Raw genomic sequence first — 20,481 nt, forward strand, 5'->3', positions numbered from 1 at the left:
TGAGTCGTCGTGTCACGGGCCGTCACACCTCGGGACGAAGCATGGGCGGATTGAGCAACGTGGCACCCCCGGCCCGGAACAGCTGGGCGGGCCGCCCGCCCTGACGGGTCGTCGTGCCCCCGGTGGGCACCAGGAATCCTGGCGTTCCGGTGACCTTGCGGTGGAAGTTGCGCGGATCCAGGGCCACACCCCACACCGCCTCGTACACCCGGCGCAGCTCGCCGACCGTGAACTCCTGAGGGCAGAAGGCGGTGGCCAACGAGGAGTACTCGATCTTGGAGCGGGCGCGCTCGACGCCGTCCGCGAGGATGCGGGCGTGATCGAAGGCGAGCGGGGCGGCCAGGTCCGCGTCCCGACCGAAGGCTCCCTCCTGGTCGAGCAGCGACTCGACCGGGGCCCAGCGGACACTGTGGGCGTCGCCTCCGGGCCGGGGGGCGGGCAGGTCGGGTGCCAGCGCCAGATGCGCGACGCTGACCACCCGCATCCTGGGGTCCCGCTTCGGGTCGCCGTAGGTGGCGAGCTGTTCGAGGTGCGCGGCGTTCGGCGGGACCGGAAGCGCCGGGTCATGGGCGTGCAGCCCGGTCTCCTCGGCCAGCTCCCTGGCCGCGGCGGCGGACAGGTCCTCGTCGGCGCGCACGAAACCGCCGGGCAGCGCCCATCGCCCCTTGAAGGGCGGCTCGCCGCGGCGGACGGCCAACGCACACAGTGCGTGCCGCCGCACGGTGAGCACGACCAGATCCACGGTGACGGCGAAAGCCGGGAAGGCCGATGGGTCGTAGGGCATGAGACGATCATAGTCGTCTGCCTGACGATAATCAGGCCCTTGAGCATGATCGGCAATGTTGCCGAAAGCGCTCTCCCAGGCGTTTTCCCGTTCGGCGCTCGTACCTCCTTCCGCATGGGGCGATCACGCCCGAGGGCGTTCCTGACGGTCCGTCCGGCGCCGCCCGTGGTCAGCGGCGGCTGCGGGTGCCGCGCCCGCCCGTCCTGCGCCGGGTCCGGGCCCTGCCCTCCGGCCGCCGCCTGGCACCGGACGCGCCCGGTCCACTGGGGCCGCCCGGTCCGGTGGTGCGAACGGGCCATCGCCGCCCGGTCCGCTCCGGATGCCCTCCGCCGTCCGCCGCGGGCTCCGCCTCCGCGGGCTCGGGGGCCGTCTCGGCGGGCTCGGGGGCCGTCACGGCCGTGCCGTCGATACGCCGCAGCTCCTCGTGGACCGCGGCGTGCACCGCCTCGTCCGCACTGTCGCGGCGCAGACACTGGCGCAACAGCTCGGGGTCGAGCCCCTCGTTGCACGCCTGGTGGAGCAGCTTGGCGAAGAGGTAGTGCGGATCGACCCGCAGCGCTCGGCCGAGCGCGACCCGGGCCGAGGGCTCGTCCCCGGACGACCAGGCGACCCAGCCGGCCAGGGTGAGCGGGGCCGCGGCGTGTTCCCCGTACGAGCCGGCGCAGCGGCGGGCCAGGGCGCGCCACAGCCGCAGCGCCGCCTCCGCGTCCGGCTCCTCCATCCACTGGGCTGCCCGGTCGCGGGCCACTCGGTCCTGCAACCCGATGATCACCGAGGCGGTTTCCTCGTCGTCCAGCAGGCCGTCGTCCCGGGCATCGGCCGCGCCCGGGTCGGCGATCGGCGGCGCGCCACGCAAGCGGTCCATCATCCGGCGTGCGAGGCCCAGGGTCTCCTCCCGCACGGCGGCACAGTCCACACCTCCCAGGATTTTCGGTACGAGTCGGCCCCCGGCCATGTCCAGCGCCCGCTCCTGCCCCTCGGCGCGGGCCCCGGTGAGCGGCGCGAGCCTGGCCTCCATCTCGCGCAGCGAACCGCGCACATGCACCCCCGCGAAGGTCGCCGCCGCGGCCATCACCGAGGTGCCCGGCATGGCGAGCGGCACCCCTTCCGGTGGACAGCAGCGCCGGTCGGGACAGACGTAGGACCAGAACCGGCCGCCGGAAATGCACAGCGCCTCGAAGACCGGCACCTCGAAGCCGCCGCACGCGGTGCGCAGGCGCTGAGCGAGGGGCCGCAGCCGCTCCATCACGTCCCGCCCGGACTCGCCCTCGGCCGGTTCCTGGCACAGGAACAGCACGATCCCGTCGGGCCGGTCGCCACGCCGCTCACTGCCCCCGATCAGGCACTCGGCGAGCTGATCGGACACCTCGGGCCACTCCTCACGGACGCGGGGGATGCCGAGCCGGAGTCTGCCGCCGAACCGGCCGCGCGGTCCGTGCAACGCGATCATCACCACGCTGTCATCGGGGTGGAAGCCCAGCACGTAGGGCAAGGCGTCGGCCAGCTCGGCGGGGCTGCGGAGGGTGACCTGCTCCTCGCCGGACAGGCCGGCCGTGTCGTTGTCTCGAGTCATGACCCGACGGTCCCTCAGGCCGGTCGGCTCCGCCAGCCCTGTGGATAACGTTATCCACAGGCTGCGGGCCCCGTTCGCGCGTTGTCGGGGGGATCGGGTTGCATGGGGGCATGAGCGACGAAAATCTGCGCATCTCGGCCGACCGCGTCCTGGCCCGCCTCGTCGGGGACACCACCGGTTCCGCGCGGCTGCGGGAGGACCAATGGCGGGCCATCGAGGCGCTGGTCGCCGATCGCCGCCGGGCGCTGGTCGTGCAGCGCACCGGCTGGGGCAAGTCCGCGGTGTACTTCGTCGCCACCGCGCTGCTGCGCGAGCGCGGCAGCGGCCCGACCGTGATCGTCTCCCCGCTGCTGGCGCTGATGCGCAACCAGGTCGAGGCCGCGGCGCGGGCCGGTATCCACGCCCGCACCATCAACTCCGCGAACGCCGAGGAGTGGGACACCATCCAGGCGGAGGTGGCCGCGGGTGAGGTGGATGTGCTGCTGGTGAGCCCCGAGCGGCTGAACAACCCCGATTTCCGCGATCAGGTGCTGCCCCGGCTCGCTGCCGCCACCGGGCTGCTGGTCGTGGACGAGGCGCATTGCATCTCCGACTGGGGCCATGACTTCCGGCCCGATTACCGCAGGCTGCGCACCATGCTGGCCGATCTGCCCCAGGGCGTGCCCGTGCTGGCCACGACGGCGACGGCCAACGCCCGGGTGACCGCGGATGTGGCCGAGCAGCTGGGCACGGGCGGGCGGGAGAAGCCGGGCGACGACGAGGGGAGCGCGCGGGCGCTGGTGCTGCGCGGGCCGCTGGACCGGGAGAGCCTGAGCCTGGGTGTGCTGCCGCTGCCGGATGCCGCGCACCGGCTCGCCTGGCTCGCCGACCACCTCCATGACCTGCCGGGCTCCGGAATCGTCTACACCCTCACCGTCGCCGCGGCCGAGGAGGTGACCGCGTTCCTGCGGCAGCGCGGCCACACCGTCGCTTCCTACACCGGCAAGACCGAGAACGCGGACCGCCAGCAGGCCGAGGAGGACCTCCTGGCCAACCGGGTCAAGGCGCTGGTCGCCACCTCGGCGCTGGGCATGGGCTTCGACAAGCCGGACCTCGGCTTCGTGGTGCACCTCGGTTCACCCTCGTCCCCCATCGCCTACTACCAGCAGGTCGGCCGCGCCGGGCGTGGTGTGGAGCACGCCGAGGTGCTGCTGCTGCCGGGCCGCGAGGACGAGGCGATCTGGCGCTATTTCGCCTCGCTCGCCTTCCCGCCCGAGGAGCAGGTGCGCCGCACCCTGGACGTCCTGGCGGCGGCGGACCGGCCGGTGTCCCTGCCCGCGCTGGAGCCGCAGGTCGAGCTGCGGCGCTCGCGCCTGGAGACGATGCTCAAGGTGCTCGACGTCGACGGGGCGGTGCGGCGGGTGCGCGGCGGCTGGACCGCCACGGGCCGGCCCTGGACCTACGACGCCGAGCGGTATGCGTGGGTGGCGCGGCAGCGCGAGGCGGAGCAGCAGGCGATGCGCGACTACGCCTCGACGGGCGAGTGCCGGATGGAGTTTCTGCGGCAGCAGTTGGACGACGAGAAGGCGGCCCCGTGCGGCCGCTGTGACAACTGCGCGGGGGCCCGGTTCACCACCGAGGTGTCCGACGCCTCCCTCGACGCGGCGCGTGGCGAGCTGGGCCGACCCGGCGTGGAGGTGGAGCCGCGCCGCATGTGGCCGACCGGGCTGCCCGCCGTCGGTGTCGACCTCAAGGGACGTATTCCCGCGGGCGAGCAGGCCGCGGCCGGCCGGGCGCTCGGCCGTCTGTCCGACATCGGATGGGGAAACCGGCTGCGTCCCCTGCTCGCCCCGCAGGCTCCGGACACCCCGGTGCCCGACGATGTGGCGAGCGCGGTGGTGACCGTGCTCGCGGACTGGGCCAAGGGCCCCGGAGGATGGGCTTCGGGCGCCCCGGAGGCACCGGCCCGCCCGGTGGGTGTGGTCACGATCGCCTCGCACACCCGGCCCCGGCTCATCCAGAGCCTCGGCGAGCGGATCGCCGCCGTCGGCCGGATGCCCCTGCTGGGCACCGTCTCCTACCACGACACCGGGGTGGACACCCGCGTGCCGCGCACCAACAGCGCGCAGCGGCTGCGGGCGCTGCACGGGGCGCTGACCGTGCCGCCCGCGCTGGCGGCGGCCCTGGCCGAGGCCGGTGGCCCGGTGCTGCTCGTCGATGACCTGGCGGACACGGGCTGGACGTTGGCCGTCGCGGCCCGGCTGCTCCGCCGGGCCGGTGCGGCCGAGGTGTTTCCGCTGGTCCTCGCCGTGCAGGGCTGAGCACGGCGGTGGCCCGGAGGGGGTGAGGAATTTAGGAGGCACATAGCCGCAAACCGGCCAGGTGTGCCAACTGCTCATTGCCGCGCGCCAGCGCTTCCCGCAAGAATTGTCAGAAGCTCCCCGCGCCGACCCCTCGTGGTCCTGACGGGGCCGTGTCGTGGTGTGCGCCCGCGCCCGACCCTCGCACGGACCATGGGCGCGCAGACGAAGGGAGGACCGTGACCTTCGGCTTCGCTCCGCCACCGTCCGCCGACCATGCTGTCCGGCTGGGACGGATGCTCGAACCCTCCGAATGGGCCGCCGCCGGCATTCCACTGCTGCGCAATCCGCGTGAGGTCGTCCTCGGACTGCACAGCCGCCATCTGCCGACTCCCTCGACTGCCGTCGTCGCGGTCCTCGATCCGGAGGAACGCCTCACGGCGAGCGCGTCGTTCAGGCAGCATGGCTCCGCCGCACCCGACGGATGGGAATTCCGCAACGCACTCCTGGGCCAACTGCGCCGGGTGATCCCCCACGATCTGCGGCGCCGCTCACCGATCCGCACCGCCGTGCTGCTCTACTGCCGCGAGGGCGAGAGCCGGTGGACGGAAGAGGACGGCGCCTGGATGTGGGGGCTGCGGGACGCCTGCACCCTGCACGGGCTGCGCTGTGGTGCGTACATCACCCTGACCCGGGAGGGCTGGCAGGTCCTGGGCGAGGGGCGGGGCGGCCGACGGCCGCACTCCGCTTCGCTCCGGACCGCACTGGGGATAGCCTCCGCACCCGATGGCGACACGGCACCCCTGCCCCGGCCGCTGGGCAGGGCGCGCGAGGTGCTGCACCGCTCAGCGGCCGTGTGACCGCCGACCGGCCGGACGCCGGACAGCTCCTCGACGCGCGTCAGGGGCTGCCGGGCACCGGGCGTACGGGAAGTGCGGAATCAGACGCCCGCGGTCATGAGGGTGTTGATGCGCTGCGGGTCACCGCAGACGATCAGCAGCGCCGAGGCACGGCTCATCGCCCGGGGCAGTGCACCGGCCACGGAATCGTCCGCCCCGCCGTTGACGGCGACGACCACGACCGAGCGGCCCTTGGCGCGGTCGGCGTCCGCGGCGGCGTAGAAGATGTCGTCACCGGCGTCGTGCTGCGCCCAGTAGGACGCCTCGCCGAAGGACAACTCGTGGGCCGCCCAGGGATGCTGGTCCCCCGTGGTCAGGACCAGGATGTCGCCTGGCGCCCGGCCGGAGTCCAGCAGCAGGTCGACCGCCTCGTCCGCCGCGTCCAGGGCGCCGTCCACCGAGGCGGGGATCAGCTGGATCTGGGGCGCGGCCGTCGAGGCGGCGGCGGTCTTGGCGGCCGGGGCCGCCGGTGCGGTCGGCGCGGGCTTCGCCGCATCGCTCGTGGCGCGCTGCGACGGAGCCGACGAGGTCCCGGCGGAACCACGGTTCGGACCGGGGCTGCCGGGTCGCCGCGGGGCGGGGCGGGGGCCGGGACCAGGGACAGGACGAGGGGTCGGCGCGGTGCGGCCTGCGGCCGGAGTCGCGCGAGGACCCGGGACACTCTCGTGAATCTGAGGCTCCTCGGGGATGAGAGGCATGGGCTGATGTCTATCAAACGTCGGTGCGAGACGCACCGGCGGGTGGTGGTTCGGACCGGTCGGTCTGCTCAGAAGTCGAAGCCGAGTTGGCCGCCGACCTCCGGCTCGGACGGTTCAGGTGTATTGCGCACGCGCTTGAGATGCCGCCAGCGGGGCAGCCCGTCCAGGTAGGCCCAGGACAGCCGGTGATGGGGCGTGGGCCCCTGTTCCCGCAGGGCGGCGCGGTGGACGGGGGACGGGTATCCGGCGTTGTCCCCGAACCGGAAGTCCGCGTGCGCGCCTCCCAGTTCGGCCATCAACGCGTCCCGCCGCACCTTGGCGATCACGGAAGCGGCAGCGACGGCCACACAGGACTGATCGCCCTTGATGACCGTGCGGACCCTCCAGGGAGCGCCGAGGTAGTCGTGCTTGCCATCGAGGATCACCGCGTCCGGACGGACGGGCAGCCCGTCGAGAGCCCGGGTCGCGGCGAGCCGCAGCGCGGCCGTCATCCCCAGGTCGTCGATCTCCTCGGGCGAGGAGTGACCCAGGGCGTGCGCGGTGACCCACGACTCCAATTCGTGCGCCAGCTCCGTGCGCCTCTTGGGGCTCAGCAGCTTGGAGTCCGTGAGCCCGGTCGGCGGACGCCGCAGACCGGTGACCGCCGCACAGACCGTCACCGGACCTGCCCAGGCCCCTCGCCCGACCTCGTCGACACCGACGACGATCTTGGCTCCTGTCGTGGCGCGGAGCGAGCGCTCGACACTGTGGGTGGGCGGTTGGTAGGCCATGGCGAGGACAACATTACGCCGCTCACCCGGCCGCCGTGTACCCGGATCAGGCGCTCCGCCCCCGGGCCGCCGGAATGGGCCCGGCCGTGGACGGCTCCGACGGCCTCCACACCCAACCCGGCACGGCGCGGGGGCGGTTCGACCGCGCGGCGACACGGCCGTGATCCGGGACGACGCACGGCGCCGTCCGTCAGTCCGCCGACGGGATCCAGGCCGGGAGCGGCTCGGTCCGCTCCTGCCATCCGCGAGGCGGTGCGCCGCGAGAACCGGAGGCGATCACTCCGCCGACGATCGCGCAGGTGGTGTCCACGTCCCCGCCGGCCTGCGCGGTCGTCCAGAACGCGTCCTCGAAGGACTCCAGGTGCCGTGCCGCGGCCCACAGCGCGAAGGGCACGGTGTCGTGGGCGCTGGTGCGGCGGCCGCACCCCAGCACCGCGGCGACAGTACCGGCGTCCGCGTAGTCCAGCATGTCGAGGGCGCGCCGCAGCCCCGCCTGGACGGCGCTGCGCGGAACGGCCTCGATCACCCGGTCCAGCAGGGCTTCCGGCCCGCCGTGGCCCGCCGGGTCGGCCACCACGGCTGCCGCGGCGGCCACCGCCATCGCCCCCGCCACGGCCTCCCGGTGCTGGTGGGTGGTGTACGCGGAGATCTCCGCCTGATGTGTCGCCTGCTCCACGTCGCCGGCGTACCAGGCGCCCAGCGGAGCGATCCGCATGGCGGCGCCGTTACCCCATGATCCCTGCCCCTGGAACAGCCCGGCGGCCAGATCGCGCCAGTCGCCGCCCTCCCTGACCAGCCGGAGCATCCGGTTCACGGCGGGGCCGTATCCGCGGTCGAAGTCGTGGCGCACGGCGAACGACCGGGCGAGGGCATCCTGGTCGATCCGGCCGTGGTCGGCGAGGACGGCCAGCACGGAGGCGCCCATCTCGGTGTCGTCGGTCCACTGCCAGGGGGCGGGTGGCAGTTCACGGCGCTTGAGGAAGGGATAGTTGGCGGGCACGAAGAACTGGGAGCCGAGGGCATCGCCCACGGACAGCCCGCGCAGGCTCGCCAGAGCCCGGTGGTAACGGTCAGTGGTCATCGCCGGGCACTCTAACCGGTGAGTCCGTAGGGCTCGGGGGTGCACCAACGCTCGAAGGGGCGGTCGAGGTGGTAACGGCCGTCGGAGCCCAGCAGCAGCATCCTCGTCTCGGCGTTGTCCGGGTTGGACAGGGACTCGAATTCGGCGACGCTCCAGTGCAGCCAGCGCATGCAGAAGAGCCTCATGGTCAGCCCGTGGGTGACCAGCAGGACGTTCGGTGGATGCGCCGGGTCCTCGAAGCTGCGCCACAGGCTCTCCAGGAACGCGTCCACCCGGTCGTAGACATCGGCCCCGGACTCGCCCTGCGCGAAGCGGTAGAAGAAGTGCCCGTAGGCGTCGCGGTACGCCTTCTGCTTCCGCACGTCCTCGCGGTCCTGCCAGTTTCCCCAGTCCTGCTCGCGCAGCCGCGGCTCCTCCCGGACCCGGGTACGGGACGGATCCAGACCGAGCAGCTCGAGGGTCTGGTGGGTGCGCCGGTACGGCGACACATAGACCGATACGCGCTCCTCGGCGAAGGTGGCACGCAGCCGGACGCCCGCCTCCTGCGCCTGCCGCCGCCCGGTCTCGGTCAGCTTCAGGGCGTGGTCGGGCACGCGTTCGTACACGGAGTCATCGGCGTTCCCCTCCGATTCTCCGTGCCGTATGAGGATGATGCGCCGGGGTCGTGCCATGCCGCCCACCCTAGATCGGGCGTGCGGCAACCGCCTCGCTCCCCTCCACCGCCACCGGACGACCGCCGATCGAACCTGCAAACACAACCACAGTTGCATTAACCTTGAAGTGACACAGGGAAACCGGCTAAGGCAACCCGAGTCGCAATTGTCCGTGGAGGGCGCAGCTCACACCCCGGGCACCGTCCGTCCCGGCGGGCGCACCGCGCGTACCCGCGCCGCGGTCCGCGACGCGGTGCTCACCGGCCTCGCCGAGCACGGTTACCCGGGCCGGACGGTCGAATACGTCGCCGAGCGCTCCGGCGTCCACAAAACGACGGTCTACCGGCGCTGGGGCAGCGTCGAGGGGCTGGTGGCCGACGCGCTCCGGCTCGCCGGGGAGGACTCCTGGACGGCCCCCGACACCGGCATCCTCGACGGCGATCTGCGGGCCCTGGCCTCGCCGCCGCCTTCCGGTCCCCTCGCGCGGCGGAGGCGCTTCGTGACTTCCATGCCAAGCGGTTCAGCGGTCGCCGCCGGCGTCCGGGCCGGGGCGTACCTCCCGGCCGGGTGACGATCGGACGCGGGACCGAGGGCGGCGGCCGGGCGCGGTCGCGTTCTCAGACCGTCCAGGCGGACTCGACGCCCACCACGTCGCCGGCTATCGCGGCCACGTCCGCCTCCGTCTGTGCGCGCAGCCCCAGCCGCTCCACCCGCTCCACCCGGTACTTCCCGTGCTCGGCGGCCGAGTCCCACATCGACAGCACGAGGAACTCGTTCCCCGGCGCCTCACCGAAGACCCCGCGCAGCATCCCGGGCGACCCGGCCATCGCCGGATTCCACACCTTCTCCTGCACCAGCGTGAAGTGGTCCACCCGGTCCGCGTGCACCCGGCAGTGCGCGACCCGCAGCACGTCCGCGTCATGGAAGCGGGGCTGGAAGCCGACCTTCACATCGAAGCGATGCTCGAAGAGCCGGACCTGCATGTTCCGGTACGTGCCCGACTGCGCGGCCGCCAACCGATTGTGCGACCGCGCCATGAAGGAGTCGTAGAACGCCCGGCTCTCCCAGAACGCGAAGATGTGCGCCACGTTCGGCCGCCCCCGGCTCCAGCCGCCGCCCTGCCCCCGGAATCCCGGCTCGCCGGGCATCCCCGCCCACTTCCGCTGCCCGCGCTCGAACCCCGGGCGGTCCACCACGGTGCAGCGAATCCACTTGACCAGCACCGCGCCATCCTACGGCCACGGCGGTGGCACGCATCACGCAGCAAACCGTCCACCCAGCGCCGCGGGGTGGACCGAGGGTGCCGCGACGGAGACCGCATCCGGCCTCCCCCATGGGCCGGCGTCAGCGCCGCCTGCGCCCCGGGCCCGGCCCCGGAAGCCCCGCACCGGCACCCGGCATTCCGGCGCCGGGCCCGTAAGCCGCATGCCCGGACCCGGTGTGCACGCCCGCCTGCAGCTGCTGCCCTCCGGGAAGGGGCGCGTACCAGGCGCTTCCGTACAGGACGCCGCTGAGCCCGGACAACAGCCGTTGCACATCGGGCTCCAGTCGGGGCGTTGCCGAATTTCATGGTGCGTGTGAGAAGTCGAGTGACAGGAGATACCCGAACCGCTACAGTCCCCCGACTTCTGCCTGTCCACACCCACGCAAGCGGGGCGCGGCCCGAAGGCCACGCCCCGCATCGAAGGTCACCCGCCAGGGCGGACGATCAGCTGCAGCCGCTCGTCGAGCCGCAGCCCTCGCACAGGTAGCAGCTGCCCGCGCGGCGCATCTTGGTGCCGCAGGAGAAGCACAGCGGTGCGTCGGCGTTCAGGCCCAGCTGGATCTCGACCAGCTCGGTCGAGCTGTGGGCCTCCTTCGGGGCGGACGTCTCGGACTGGGACACGGCCGTGGTGGCCTTCGGGGCCTCCAGCCGGCGCGGCGCCGACTGGGCCAGGCCCTCGACGTCGACGTCGTCCTCGGACGCCTCGTACGAACCGGTCTCCAGGTGACGCTGGCGCTCCTCGGCGGAGTGGATGCCGAGCGCCGACCGGGTCTCGAACGGCAGGAAGTCCAGCGCCAGCCGGCGGAAGATGTAGTCGACGATCGACTGGGCCATCCGCACGTCCGGGTCGTCCGTCATGCCGGCCGGCTCGAAGCGCATGTTGGTGAACTTCGAGACGTACGTCTCCAGGGGCACCCCGTACTGGAGGCCGACCGAGACGGCGATGGAGAAGGCGTCCATCATGCCCGCGAGGGTCGAGCCCTGCTTGGACATCTTCAGGAAGACCTCACCGAGCCCGTCGTCCGGGTAGGAGTTCGCCGTCATGTAGCCCTCGGCGCCGCCGACCGTGAAGGACGTGGTGATGCCCGGACGGCCCTTGGGCAGGCGCTTGCGGACCGGACGGTACTCGACGACCTTCTCGACCTCCGGCTCGGCCTGCTCCGCCGCCTTCTCCTCCTTCTTCTTGGCGGAGAGCGGCTGACCGACCTTGCAGTTGTCGCGGTAGATCGCCAGCGCCTTGAGGCCCAGCTTCCAGCCCTCGAAGTAGATCTCCTCGATTTCCTCGACGGTGGCCGACTCCGACATGTTGACCGTCTTGGAGATCGCGCCGGACAGGAACGGCTGGGCAGCGGCCATCATCCGCACGTGGCCCATCGGCGAGATGGAGCGCTCGCCCATGGCGCAGTCGAAAACCTCGTAGTGCTCGGGCTTCAGCCCCGGCGCGTCGATCACATTGCCGTGCTCGGCGATGTGGGCGACGATCGCCTCGACCTGCTCCGGCTGGTAGCCGAGCCGCTTGAGCGCCTTGGGGACCGTGTTGTTCACGATCTGCATCGAGCCGCCGCCGACCAGCTTCTTGAACTTCACCAGGGCCAGGTCCGGCTCGACGCCCGTGGTGTCGCAGTCCATCATCAGGCCGATGGTGCCGGTGGGGGCGAGCACCGACGCCTGGGCGTTGCGGAAACCGCTCTTCTCGCCGAGGCGCAGCACGTCCTGCCATGCCTCGGTGGCCGCCGCCCAGACCGGGGAGTCCAGGTCGTCCACGCGCTTGGCGATGGCGTTGGCGTCCGAGTGCTGCTTCATGACGCGGTTGTGGGCGTCCGCGTTGCGGGCGTAGCCGTCGTACGGGCCGACGACGGCCGCCAGCTCGGCGGAGCGCTTGTACGAGGTACCGGTCATCAGGGAGGTGATGGCGCCCGCCAGGGCCCGGCCGCCGTCGCTGTCGTAGGCGTGGCCGGTGGCCATCAGCAGGGCGCCGAGGTTGGCGTAGCCGATGCCCAGCTGGCGGAAGGCGCGGGTCGTCTCGCCGATCTTCTGGGTCGGGAAGTCCGCGAAGCAGATGGAGATGTCCATCGCGGTGATGACCAGCTCGACGACCTTGGCGAAGCGCTCGGCGTCGAAGCGCTGGTTGCCGGCGTCGTCGTCCTCCAGGAACTTCATGAGGTTGAGCGAGGCGAGGTTGCACGAGGAATTGTCCAGGTGCATGTACTCGCTGCACGGGTTGGAGGCGGTGATCCGGCCCGACTCCGGCGAGGTGTGCCAGTGGTTGATCGTGTCGTCGTACTGGATGCCCGGGTCGGCGCAGGCCCAGGCCGCCTCGGCCATCTTGCGGAAGAGGGACTTGGCGTCGACCTCCTCGATGGGCTCACCGGTCATACGGCTGCGCAGGCCGAACTGCGAGCCGGACTCCACGGCCTTCATGAACGCGTCGTTCACGCGGACCGAGTTGTTGGCGTTCTGGTACTGGACGGACGTGATGTCGTCGCCGCCCAGGTCCATGTCGAAGCCCGCGTCGCGCAGGGCGCGGACCTTCTCCTCCTCCTTGACCTTGGTCTCGATGAACGCCTCGACGTCCGGGTGGTCGACGTCGAGCACGACCATCTTGGCGGCCCGGCGGGTCGCACCGCCGGACTTGATCGTTCCGGCGGAGGCGTCGGCGCCGCGCATGAAGGAGACGGGCCCGGAGGCGTTGCCGCCGGAGGAGAGCAGTTCCTTGGAGGAGCGGATGCGGGAGAGGTTCAGGCCGGCACCGGAGCCGCCCTTGAAGATCATCCCCTCCTCCTTGTACCAGTCCAGGATCGACTCCATGGAGTCGTCCACGGAGAGGATGAAGCAGGCACTGACCTGCTGCGGCTGCTTGGTTCCGACGTTGAACCACACGGGCGAGTTGAAGCTGAAGACCTGGTGCAGCAACGCATACGTCAGCTCGTGATCGAAGATCTCGGCGTCCGCGGGGGAGGCGAAGTAGCCGTTGGCCTCGCCGGACTTGCGGTAGGTGCCCACCACCCGGTCGATGAGCTGCTTCAGGCTGGCCTCGCGGGTCGGGGAGCCGACCGCGCCGCGGAAGTACTTGCTCGTGACGATGTTGACCGCGTTCACCGACCAGAAGTCGGGGAATTCCACGCCGCGCTGCTCGAAGTTGACCGACCCGTCACGCCAATTGGTCATGACGACGTCACGACGCTCCCAGGCCACCTCGTCGTACGGGTGCACGCCGGGGGTGGTGTGGACGCGCTCGATACGCAGACCCTTGTTCCTGCTTCCCTTGGAGCGGGAGCCTCGTGCGGGGCCGCTCGCCGTCTCTGTCATTCCGCCTCCCTGTACGGGCGAAAACGCCCTGATGTGCCCATTTCTTCCCAGGCACGGTGTCTCTTGTCTTTCACCCGGAAGCGCGATGCGCCCCGGGCAGGTCTTCGGCCGCCGGTCAGTCGACGGCGGTGACGGGCGCGGGGGCCTCCGCGGCCCCATCGGCGCCGGGCCCGCGGTCGCGCGCGGGAGGCCGTTGCTGGTCACGCAGCTCCGCGACCGCGGCCTCGAAATCCTCGAGCGAGTCGAAGGCGCGGTAGACGGAGGCGAAGCGGAGGTAGGCGACGAGGTCCAGCTCCTGGAGCGGACCGAGTATGGCGAGCCCCACGTCATGGGTGGACAGCTCGGCGCTGCCGGTGGCCCGTACGGCCTCCTCCACGCGCTGGCCGAGCTTGGCGAGGGCGTCCTCGGTGACGGGACGGCCCTGGCATGCCTTGCGGACGCCGGAGATGACCTTGTCGCGGCTGAAGGGCTCGGTGACCCCGCTCCGCTTGATCACCATCAGCGACGCGGTCTCCACGGTCGTGAAGCGGCGCGAACAGTCGGGGCACTGGCGGCGCCTGCGGATCGAGCAGCCGTCATCCGTGGTCCGGCTGTCGACGACACGGCTGTCGGGGTGCCTGCAGAAGGGGCAGTGCATGATTCCGTACCCTCCCTCACCCTCAAGAACGGCGCATGACTGATAAGCCCCGACCGGCCGCGCAGGCCCGTCGAAGCGACCACAAGCATAGGCGAAGATCTCGGCAACGAATCACCAGGGACCACAAGCTGTGGGTGGCTGACATCCATCAAACCACTAGATCTGGTGTCTGGCACTCAATCGTCCCGGATGGCGTGTCACGGCTCGGGAGCAGGCACGAGACTACGCGAACCCCACTGGTCCCGGATCCACGGGGACCGGGGTGCAAGACTGAGCCGCGCCGCCGGATACGACTGAAGCCCGCCGCCGGGCACGGCCGAAGCCCCCCATCAATCCGCGCCGGAACCGCCCTATACACCCAGTCCTGTGATCACGTCAGCTCATCCGGGATATTTCACTCGAACGTGTGTTTGGCGCAACCTTTCGAAAGCAACTACCGTTGTCCAACTAGGGAGAACATCTCGAGAGGGGCCGTCGTGACCACCACCGCAGAGAGCGCCGCTGTTACCGCCCAGGAGCGCTCCCAGAGCCGACTCGAACAGCCGCACGCGATGAATCAGACTCACGCGATCAACGACGCGAGCACGAACCCGGAGGGGCAGAAGACGACCCGATCACTACCCGGGCGACCGCCAGGAATCCGGGCGGACAGCTCAGGGCTGACCGACCGGCAGCGTCGCGTCATCGAGGTCATCCGCGACTCTGTGCAGCGGCGCGGCTACCCCCCGTCCATGCGGGAGATCGGCCAGGCGGTGGGCCTCTCCAGCACCTCGTCCGTCGCCCATCAGCTGATGGCGCTGGAGCGCAAGGGCTTCCTGCGGCGTGACCCTCACCGGCCCCGGGCGTACGAGGTCCGTGGCTCGGACCAGCCCAGCACGCAGCCGACGGACACCACCGGCAAGCCCGCCGCCTCCTACGTCCCGCTGGTCGGCCGGATCGCGGCCGGCGGGCCGATCCTTGCCGAGGAGTCGGTCGAGGACGTCTTCCCCCTCCCCCGCCAGCTGGTCGGCGACGGTGAGCTCTTCGTCCTGAAGGTGGTGGGCGACTCCATGATCGAGGCCGCCATCTGCGACGGGGACTGGGTCACGGTGCGCCGCCAGCCCGTCGCCGAGAACGGGGACATCGTCGCCGCCATGCTCGACGGGGAGGCGACGGTGAAGCGCTTCAAGCGCGAGGACGGCCATGTCTGGCTCCTCCCGCACAACGCCGCGTACCAGCCGATCCCCGGTGATGAGGCGACCATTCTGGGCAAGGTCGTCGCGGTGCTGCGGCGCGTCTGAGCCGACGGTCCGAGGTGCGCCCCCAGCGCGCACCCAACGACCGGGCCCCGGGACCACTGCGCCGGTTCCGGGGCCCTGCTGTATGCCCGCGCGCTACGCCTCGTCGGCCTTGGCCGCCGCGTCGATCGCGGCCAGGGAACGACGCACCTGGTTGCGGTCGGTCGTGTACCAGAAGTCCGGCATGGTCTTGCGCAGGAACGAGCCGTAGCGGGCCCGCTCGACCCGCGGGTCCAGAACGGCGACGACGCCGCGGTCCCCGGAGGCTCGGACGAGGCGGCCCGCGCCCTGCGCCATCAGAAGGGCGGCGTGCGTGGCCGCGACCGCCATGAAGCCATTGCCACCGGCCTCCTCCACCGCCTTCTGGCGAGCGCTCATCAGCGGGTCGTCGGGGCGCGGGAAGGGCACCCGGTCCATGACCACCAACTGACAGCTCGGGCCCGGCACGTCCACGCCCTGCCACAGCGACAGCGTGCCGAACAGGCAGGTCCTGGCATCGGCGGCGAACGCCCGGATCAGCTCGCCGAGGGTCTCCTCGCCTTGGAGGAGGATGGGCATGTCGAGCCGTCCGCGCAGCTCCTCCGCGGCGGCCTGGGCGGCACGCATGGACGAGAACAGCCCGAGCGTGCGCCCGCCCGCGGCCTCCACCAGCTCGGCCAGCTCATCCAGCATGTCGCTGCGGCTGCCCTCGCGGCCGGGCTGCGCGAGATGCTTGGCGACGTAGAGGATCCCCTGCTTCGCGTAGTCGAAGGGCGAGCCGACGTCGAGGGCCTGCCAGCGCGGAGCGGACTCCTCGCCGCCCTCGGGGTCCTGGGGGCTCTCGGGCTTGAGGCCGAGCGACGCCGCCACGCCGTTGAAGTCCCCGCCGATCTTGAGAGTGGCGGAGGTGAGGATCACCGAGCGGTCATCGAACAGCTTCTCGCGCAGCAGGCCGGACACGGACAGCGGGGCGACGCGCAGCGAAGCACCGAAACGGTCGTGCCGCTCGTACCAGACCACGTCGAATTCGGAGCCCTCCACGATCCGCTCCGCCACCTGGTGGATGTTCTCCACCGCGCCCAGAGCCTGCTTGCGGACGGCGTCCTCGTCCTGAACCGAGGCATCACGGGTGGCGCCGAGCGCGGAGATCACCGTACGGGCCGCGTCGCGCAAGGCCATCAGGGCATAGCTCAGGTCCTCGGGAATGGTCTCGAGGCGGCCGGGCAGCGCCAGCTCCATGATCCGCTCGAAGGTCTCCGAGGCGGTCTGGAGTGCGTCGGCCGCCTTCTCGTTGACCAGCTTGGCGGCGCGCCGCACCGCCCGGTTGACCTGGCCGGGGGTGAGCTCGCCGCTGGCGACGCCGGTGACGCGGGAGACCAGTTCATGCGCCTCGTCGACGATCAGCACCTCGTGGCTGGGCAGCACCGGGGCGCCCTCGATGGCGTCGATGGCGAGCAGCGCGTGGTTGGTGACGACGACCTCGGCGAGCTTGGCGCGCTCGCGGGCGGCCTCGGCGAAGCACTCCGCGCCATAGGCGCACTTGGACGCGCCGAGGCATTCCCGGGAGGTGACCGATACCTGGGACCAGGCACGGTCGGAGACGCCGGGCGTCAGGTCGTCGCGGTCGCCCGTCTCGGTCTCGTCGGACCAGTCGCGCAGCCGCATCAGGTCCTTGCCCAGCTTGCTGGTGGGCGCCGCCGCCTCGAAGGGGTCGAACAGTCCGGCCTCGTCGGCGTCCTCCTGCGGCACACCTTCGTGGAGGCGGTGCAGGCACAGGTAGTTGGACCGCCCTTTGAGCATGGCGAATTCGGGGCGGCGGCGCAGCAGCGGATGCAGGGAGTCGACGGTACGCGGCAGATCGCGCTCGACCAGCTGGCGCTGCAGGGCGAGGGTCGCCGTGGCGACGACGACACGCTCGCCGTGGGCGAGGGCGGGCACCAGATAGCCGAGCGACTTTCCGGTGCCGGTGCCGGCCTGGACCAGCAGATGGGAGCTGTCGTCGATCGCCTCCGCCACGGCTTCGGCCATGGCTGTCTGGCCAGGTCGTTCGGTGCCGCCGACGGCGGTGACGGCGGCGTGCAGCAGGTCTGCGAGGGGAGGCGAGGACGTGTCAGTCATAGGGCTGCCAGCCTACGCGGCGGCACCGACATCACTCTCGTCGGCGGTCGCATCACCCTCCGTGGAGTGAGCGCGTGGCGTCGGCGGAACCTGGGCGGGCCGAGCGGTGTATCAGAGGAAAGGGCGGCATTCGGAGGCCGCCGCGGAGCACAGGGGGTCACGATGGCTCACAGCAGGTGGCGCAGGGCGCGGTCGCGCAGCATCAGTGCCGCGCGCTTCCCGGGGAGGTCCACCTCGGCGGAGAAGCGGAAACCGGCGCCGAGGAAGGCGGCGACGGAGGGGGTGTTGCGCAGGTCGGGTTCGGCCACCACGCGCGCGCAGGACGGGCGGCGTTCGAGCACGAGATCGGCGGCGGCGCGGAGCAGGATCGTGCCGAGGCCCTGGCCGCGGTCGCTGACGCGGCCGATGAGCAGGTGGATGCCGGTGTCGTGCGGGCGGGCCGGGTAGTGCCGGGCGAGCGGGTCGAGATCGGCGCGGTACACCTCCCAGTAGCTCATCGGGACGCCGTCCAGCACTCCCAGGCAGGGCACGCTCCGGCCGTCGCCGTCGAGTTGGCCGCCCAGGTGGCTCGCCGTGATGTCGTCCGAGCCGTCGAGTTCCCAGAAGGCGGCCACGGCGGGGTCGTTCATCCATCGGGCGATGAGGCGCAGATCGCGCCCGATGCGGACCGGGACCAGCTGGAAGGCCCCCGCCGGGGTGCTGGTGGGTCCCCATTCGCAAATGCGGTCCAGCAGATCGGGTCGGCTGTCGCACTCCGGGCCGGTCAGCTGGCTCTCGGGCATTCGCGCGGTGTCTTCTTCCTGGCGCATCCGCATGTCGATGGTGTCGTCGGTGCTGGAGTCGGAGTGCGGCACGGCGACGCTCTCCTCTCATGGATCTCAGACGCGCCGTGAGGGGCGTGATCGGCGGTGGGGTACGGACGTCATGCCGTGGAAGCGGCGGAAGTGACAAGGGGGTTGGCGATGGTGACGTAAACGGACTGGGTGTCGACCGGCCCCACGAGTTCGTCCAGGCCGCGCAGGCGGGTGAGCAGATTGGCCTTGCAGCGCAGGTTGGGTGTCTCGAGGAGGTGGGCGGGCAACCGCGAGCGGAGCTTGCCGGGGCCGGACGCGGCGTCGGTGAGGAATCGGCGGAACGCGGCCAGCAGCACGCGCTCGTCGGCGAGCCGCTGCGACCCGAACGCTCCGATCACGCCGAGGACGTTGTTGACGCCGAGGTAATAGGCGAAGCGCTCATCGGTGACCTCGTCGGACACGAAGGTGTCGCTGCGCCCGCCGATGCCGGGCAGTCGCCGCTGGAGATCGTCATACCGGGACTCACGGAAGTAGTAGCCCTGGTTGTCCCGGTAGCGGCCCCCGACCGGCCAGCCGTCCGGGTCCAGCAGCACCAGGGTGTTCTGCTGGTGTGCTTCCAGGGCGATGCCCGCCTCTCCGTCCAGCCAGAGCACGGGGCGTACGACCGCGTGCAGATAGCGCAGGAACCACTCGGCGCTGACGGCCGCCGAGGAGCGGCCGGTGCGGGCGGCGAGCCGGGCGACGAGGTGGGACAGGCGTGAGCGCATGGCGGGCCGCCCCGGCCAGGGCCGGAGCGAGAGGAGCCCGGCGACGCAGACGGCGTCGTCGCCCGGGCCGAACGGGTTGTGCCGGATGACGACGTCGAGCCCGGTCAGGGGGTCGCCGTCCGGCCCGTCCACAGCGAGCCAGGCCGGGTCACGGACGATGTCGAAGCCGGGGAACCCGGGGAAGGCAGCCCGCCACTGCTCGGCCAGCCCGCTGCGCAGCAGCCGGTGCACCTCGACGCCACGGCGAAGCTCCTTGCGGAGGTTCTCACGGCGGGAGTTGGTGATCCGCAGTCCGAGGGAGAGTTTGAGCATCGCGGGCGCGCCGGGCCGGTAGACGGTGCGGACCGAGGAGGTGGGGTGCCAGTGTCCGCCGGCCGGGCCGAGGTCGTGCAGCAGGCCCGCGTCGAACAGCTCGGCGGCGGCCGGGCGGTGCCGGATCTCATGGGCCTGCCAGGGATGCAGCGGCAAGGGCACGGTTCCGGGGGGCAGTTGCAGACCGCTGCCCGCGAGAGAGAGGGCGAGCCTCTCGGCCGGCACTGTTCTGCCGCGTTCGGTCCACGCCGACTCGCAGGCGAGCACGGACCGGTCAACGGCCAGCCAGTGCAGGGGGAAGGAGCCGCGCGATTCGGGTGAGCAGACAGGTGTCGCGGCGTCGGAGAGACCTTCGCGGCTCTTCGGCGTGGGATGAAGGGGGTGGCCGAGGAGGAGGGACTGTTCCGCGCTGAGAAAGGGGGTACCGGCGCCGGGGTCGGCGGGCACGGCCCGGCGGTGGGCGAGGAATTGGGCCGTGCGTCGGACGGAGTCGGCAACCCGGCCGATGAGTTCGGATGCCTCCGCGTCGGTTTCGTCCTGCCGGGCTGCGTACGCCGCCTCCCGGGTGAGCAGCGCGGCGAGGGCCACCGCGCCGACGGCGGGGGCGTCCCAGGGCCCGTGTTCCAGCACCGGTGGGCCGAAGCGGTGCCAGCCGGTGGCCGACCAGTAGGGCACGGGCACCTGGAGCGAGGTGCCGCTCGCAGCGAGGGGGATGCGCAGGATGTCACCGTCCGGGGGCCCTGCGGCGGTCTCCCGTACCCAGCAGCGCAGCAGGTTCTCGACCCCCGCGGCGTCGGCGGCGAGCTGGGGATCGGGATGGTCGAGCGGGTCGTACCCGGCGGAGGGAGCGGGGTCCTCGGGTACGTCATGACCACTGTGGTCCTGACGCGGCTCCGGAGCCGTCACGACGAGGGGCGGCGCGGCAGAGGCTGCCGACGGTGCGGGTGCCGCGGGCTGGGGCAATACGACCGCCGGGTGCGGCGTCCGTGGCTGTGGTTCCGTCGGCACGGTCGCGGGTGGGAGTCCCGTCGTCGGCTCCACCACGGCCCCTGGGGGCGCTGAGGGCACGGAGGGCGTGGAGGGCGCGGTGGGCGGTGCCTCACCCTCGGCTCGGGGGTGTCCGGCGGCGGGGGCGCGTACCGTCCGGTCGCTCATGGCACCGTCCTCCGGGTCCGGCTGGGGACGGAGGGGGGCTCGCCCAGGGGAGTGCGGCATGGTGGGTGCGGCGCTCGTGTCACGGCCTTCACGCCGGGAGCCTGGCGCCTGCCTCCTTCGGTGGTGCGGTGG

The 20,481-nt window shown here is 71.8% G+C and carries 16 protein-coding genes; 4 read left to right on the plus strand and 12 right to left on the minus strand.

Annotation, left to right across the window (positions count from 1 at the left end):
• Positions 1-22: 22 nt before the first annotated feature.
• Positions 23-784 (minus strand): NUDIX hydrolase, encoded by a 762-nt coding sequence (locus tag ACH4SI_RS21435; RefSeq protein ID WP_398297850.1) that lies wholly within the window; start codon positions 782-784, stop codon positions 23-25.
• Positions 785-953: 169 nt separating this feature from the next.
• On the minus strand, positions 954-2,357 hold the full coding sequence (locus tag ACH4SI_RS21440; protein WP_398297852.1) for a DUF4192 domain-containing protein: 1,404 nt from the start codon (positions 2,355-2,357) through the stop codon (positions 954-956).
• A gap of 110 nt (positions 2,358-2,467) precedes the next feature.
• Between ACH4SI_RS21440 and ACH4SI_RS21445 the strand changes: the two genes are divergently transcribed.
• Positions 2,468-4,657 carry a DEAD/DEAH box helicase gene (locus tag ACH4SI_RS21445; protein ID WP_398297854.1) on the plus strand — a complete coding sequence of 730 codons (2,190 nt, stop codon included), beginning with the start codon at positions 2,468-2,470 and terminating at the stop codon, positions 4,655-4,657.
• A gap of 218 nt (positions 4,658-4,875) precedes the next feature.
• Positions 4,876-5,496 (plus strand): hypothetical protein, encoded by a 621-nt coding sequence (locus tag ACH4SI_RS21450; RefSeq protein WP_398297856.1) that lies wholly within the window; start codon positions 4,876-4,878, stop codon positions 5,494-5,496.
• Positions 5,497-5,576: 80 nt separating this feature from the next.
• Here the strand turns inward: ACH4SI_RS21450 and ACH4SI_RS21455 are convergent, their stop codons facing one another.
• The 4 genes from ACH4SI_RS21455 to ACH4SI_RS21470 form a co-directional block, all read right to left on the minus strand.
• A complete protein-coding gene (locus tag ACH4SI_RS21455) occupies positions 5,577-6,233 on the minus strand; it encodes a hypothetical protein (protein ID WP_398297858.1) in 657 nt (218 codons plus the stop codon).
• 68 nt (positions 6,234-6,301) lie between these two features.
• Positions 6,302-7,003: a ribonuclease HII gene (locus ACH4SI_RS21460; RefSeq protein ID WP_398297860.1), complete on the minus strand. Its 702-nt coding sequence runs from the start codon at positions 7,001-7,003 to the stop codon at positions 6,302-6,304.
• Positions 7,004-7,193: 190 nt separating this feature from the next.
• Positions 7,194-8,084 carry an ADP-ribosylglycohydrolase family protein gene (locus tag ACH4SI_RS21465; RefSeq protein WP_398297862.1) on the minus strand — a complete coding sequence of 297 codons (891 nt, stop codon included), beginning with the start codon at positions 8,082-8,084 and terminating at the stop codon, positions 7,194-7,196.
• 11 nt (positions 8,085-8,095) lie between these two features.
• Complete coding sequence (locus ACH4SI_RS21470) at positions 8,096-8,755, minus strand: histidine phosphatase family protein (protein WP_398297864.1); 660 nt, start codon at positions 8,753-8,755, stop codon at positions 8,096-8,098.
• 154 nt (positions 8,756-8,909) lie between these two features.
• Here ACH4SI_RS21470 and ACH4SI_RS21475 point away from each other — a divergent pair, with 154 nt between their 5' ends.
• The gene (locus ACH4SI_RS21475; protein ID WP_398297866.1) at positions 8,910-9,308 is read left to right on the plus strand and encodes a TetR/AcrR family transcriptional regulator; all 399 of its coding nucleotides are present in this window, start codon (positions 8,910-8,912) and stop codon (positions 9,306-9,308) included.
• A gap of 46 nt (positions 9,309-9,354) precedes the next feature.
• Here ACH4SI_RS21475 and ACH4SI_RS21480 read toward each other — a convergent pair whose 3' ends face one another.
• The 3 genes from ACH4SI_RS21480 to nrdR form a co-directional block, all read right to left on the minus strand.
• Entirely contained in the window at positions 9,355-9,960 is a 606-nt protein-coding gene (locus ACH4SI_RS21480; protein WP_398297868.1) for a YdbC family protein, read from the minus strand.
• Positions 9,961-10,445: 485 nt separating this feature from the next.
• A complete protein-coding gene (locus tag ACH4SI_RS21485; RefSeq protein WP_398297870.1) occupies positions 10,446-13,310 on the minus strand; it encodes a vitamin B12-dependent ribonucleotide reductase in 2,865 nt (954 codons plus the stop codon).
• A gap of 115 nt (positions 13,311-13,425) precedes the next feature.
• On the minus strand, positions 13,426-13,947 hold the full coding sequence (gene nrdR / locus ACH4SI_RS21490) for a transcriptional regulator NrdR (protein WP_398297872.1): 522 nt from the start codon (positions 13,945-13,947) through the stop codon (positions 13,426-13,428).
• A gap of 476 nt (positions 13,948-14,423) precedes the next feature.
• Between nrdR and lexA the strand changes: the two genes are divergently transcribed.
• Positions 14,424-15,227, plus strand: a complete 804-nt coding sequence (lexA, locus tag ACH4SI_RS21495; RefSeq protein ID WP_398297874.1) for a transcriptional repressor LexA — start codon at positions 14,424-14,426, stop codon at positions 15,225-15,227.
• Positions 15,228-15,320: 93 nt separating this feature from the next.
• Here lexA and ACH4SI_RS21500 read toward each other — a convergent pair whose 3' ends face one another.
• The 3 genes from ACH4SI_RS21500 to ACH4SI_RS21510 form a co-directional block, all read right to left on the minus strand.
• Positions 15,321-17,321 carry an ATP-dependent DNA helicase gene (locus ACH4SI_RS21500; RefSeq protein WP_398297876.1) on the minus strand — a complete coding sequence of 667 codons (2,001 nt, stop codon included), beginning with the start codon at positions 17,319-17,321 and terminating at the stop codon, positions 15,321-15,323.
• A gap of 167 nt (positions 17,322-17,488) precedes the next feature.
• Positions 17,489-18,175 (minus strand): GNAT family N-acetyltransferase, encoded by a 687-nt coding sequence (locus ACH4SI_RS21505; protein WP_398297878.1) that lies wholly within the window; start codon positions 18,173-18,175, stop codon positions 17,489-17,491.
• Between the two features lie 68 nt (positions 18,176-18,243).
• Positions 18,244-20,349, minus strand: coding sequence for an IucA/IucC family protein (locus ACH4SI_RS21510; RefSeq protein ID WP_398297880.1), 2,106 nt, complete (start codon positions 20,347-20,349; stop codon positions 18,244-18,246).
• Between the last annotated feature and the right edge of the window lie 132 nt (positions 20,350-20,481).

The organism is Streptomyces sp. NPDC021212 (genome assembly GCF_044332925.1).
Lineage (GTDB): Bacteria > Actinomycetota > Actinomycetes > Streptomycetales > Streptomycetaceae > Streptomyces.